This window comes from Mesorhizobium sp. M7A.F.Ca.CA.002.09.1.1 (assembly GCF_003998555.1).
GTDB classification, from domain to species: Bacteria; Pseudomonadota; Alphaproteobacteria; order Rhizobiales; family Rhizobiaceae; genus Mesorhizobium; species Mesorhizobium ciceri.
This window is the reverse complement of sequence record NZ_RZRR01000849.1, coordinates 1-2,427: the sequence shown is the minus strand read 5'-3', so window position 1 is coordinate 2,427 and position 2,427 is coordinate 1. Positions and strand designations below refer to the sequence as shown.

The window sequence follows — 2,427 nt, the reverse complement described above, 5'->3', positions numbered from 1 at the left end:
GGGTGGGGACTCGACCGGGTTTCTCCTGAAGCGCCTCGCATTCACGCGGCGCGCTTGAGCTCTGTTTTAGCGGACGCTGGCGACCGCGTCGGAGCGGCCGTCATTGATCGTCACCCAAACGCCGGAATTCTGGTCCGACTGGCGCTTGAGATAGGTGTAGTCGGTGTCCGTCCAGGACAGGACCTTGGTCTCAAGATTGTCGAGGATGAATTCTCCGAGGCTGGTGCGCACGGTCAGCACCGCGTGGCCGTCGCCATTCGGCTGGCGCGCCACCGTCATCAGCAGATTGCCGGCGGGGACGCCCACATCCATCAACTCGCGGCGCTTTTCCAGCGCGTAATCCTCGCAATCGCCATAGCCATTGGCCGGATAGGCCCAATATTCCTCGACACCGTAGTTTTCCATGTCGGTGCGCGGCTTGATGCGGGTGTTGACCGAATTGTTGATGTTGACGATCGTCGCCCACAGCTTGCGGGTCAGTTCGACCGGCGCACCCCTGCGGGTCCGTTCGCTGCATTCGCCGGGAATGCGCTGGCAGAACTCATAGTGACCAACAGGCTGGGTGGTGCGTCCGCCGGTGTGCATATAGGCCGGTCCCGCGGCATATGCTGATCCCCAAGCGGAAAGCTGCATCGCCATTGCCGCCAGCAACAGCTTGCCCCTCGTTTTCTTCATTGTTGTAGTCTCCCCGTTCGAAGGAGACATTGCCACATGTGGATTTATTTGACGCAAAAGCGCGAAGTAGATATTGAGTAAAAGTCCAATAGAATAAACGTAAAATTTGAATCATTTGAGTATTAATTCGTTTGGATATTGGGGCCCCTCACGACGGGGGCGGAGGGCTTCCAGGCCCCTCCAACAGCGGCCGAAGCATGCCATGGCGTCGAAAACAAAAAACCGGCCGCAAGGGCCGGTTCCTGGAATGTTGCTGTCGGGCCTGCTCAGGCGCGTGGCGTGTTGAATTCGGAATCAAGCGTTTCGGGACGCTGGATCACAGCGAATTCGATGGCGACGCCGTCCTCGAAATGACGCACGACCTGCCCGCGCATGGTGCCAAGCATGACCTGGATGCCGATCGCCGGTTTGACGTCGATTTCGACAGCGGCGCCGGAGAGCGAAAGGTCGATGATGCGGCACTGGTACTGGCGGCCGTCGGTGAGCTGCAGCACGCTTGTCGGATTGCGCGGTGCGACGCGCTCGTGGCGGCGATCTTCCGGCAGGTCGAGTTCATGCTTGTTGGCCAGCCAGGTCAATTGCGCGGCCAGCTTGTCCTTCTTGCGATCCGACGCAATGACGGTCATTGCGAAACCGTCCTGCAGGGTGCGTGTGACGACGCCTTCGATGCGGCCGATATGATCGATGTAGGCGATGATTTTTTCGCCGGGCATGCCGATGCGGTCGGTGCGAAACGCGACATTGCCCGGTGACATGTCGACGACCTGGCAGGGATGTTCGGTGCGGTCTTCCAGCATGAAGCGTCCGTAAATTTTAACCCGGACGCGCTGAAAGTTTCGCCTTTCAGCTTGGGACGGCGCATAGTCGACCGCCGCTGACCTCATGACTGCCTACACCCCGTTTGGCATCCCGCGCGCCGATGCGAGGAACTTCATCACAGAAGTACAACAAAGCGGGTTAACAAAGGGGAAAAGCGGGCGCTCCAGCGTTTTCCTTTTTGCAGGCCGTGGTGCCAAAACCGCCGCGCAGTTTTGGGCGACGTGCATCAGGTCTCAAAAAACAGCGGACTATTCCTCGCGCCCGCCATCGAAGACGACGAGATGACGGATGCGACGCACCCGGCCGAGCGCCGAGATCGTCTCGGGTGCCCCAAGTTCATCGGGAACAAGCGAGGGAACATCGATCGCCGGGCGATTGTTCAGAAGCTCCTTCTCCGGATCTATGACGCGGATTGAATCGATCAACGCATCGGTGATCGGATCGGCACCCAGCCAGAAGGGTTTCTCCACGGCGCTGATGACGCCCAGGCAGCGCGGATTTTCGACGCCGCCGTCCAGCGGCAGGGCAAGCAGTTCGAACTTATTGGAGCGCCCGTTGCGGCTGAAGCCCTCATAGCTGATGAGCACGACCGATTTCTGCTCGAACACGCCATGGATCAGGCGCGAGACGAGCCGCTGGTCCTTCTCGCGCCACAGCGATGGAAAGGAAAACCCCTTGAGCTCGCGGCCGTAGCAGGCGCAAAGCCTCGTGCCGGCCAGCCGGAATACGGCCTGTCCGCGCGTGTCACGTTCCAGGATAAAGGTGTCGGCCAGCAGCGACTTGATGTCGGCCGGTTCGACCTCCGAACGCTTCGGGGCGGGGCGTCCATCACGCAGGCGGTTCCAATATTGGAACAGCGTGATCGATCCATTCTGGTTCATGCTATGCTGCTCCGCGCAATCTGTCGTCTGATGTCCCATCGGTGAACAGAAG

General features: G+C 59.8%; 3 protein-coding genes. All 3 read right to left on the bottom strand.

The genetic code is table 11. The features are described from left to right. Positions 1 to 66 precede the first annotated feature (66 nt). Positions 67 to 675 carry a transglutaminase-like cysteine peptidase gene (locus EN994_RS27235; RefSeq protein ID WP_063168098.1) on the bottom strand — a complete coding sequence of 203 codons (609 nt, stop codon included), beginning with the start codon at positions 673 to 675 and terminating at the stop codon, positions 67 to 69. Positions 676 to 941: 266 nt separating this feature from the next. Beyond that, positions 942 to 1,559, bottom strand: coding sequence for a PilZ domain-containing protein (locus EN994_RS27230; RefSeq protein ID WP_013531341.1), 618 nt, complete (start codon positions 1,557 to 1,559; stop codon positions 942 to 944). A gap of 183 nt (positions 1,560 to 1,742) precedes the next feature. After that, the gene (locus EN994_RS27225) at positions 1,743 to 2,375 is read right to left on the bottom strand and encodes a PAS domain-containing protein (protein WP_024503876.1); all 633 of its coding nucleotides are present in this window, start codon (positions 2,373 to 2,375) and stop codon (positions 1,743 to 1,745) included. Positions 2,376 to 2,427: the final 52 nt, after the last annotated feature.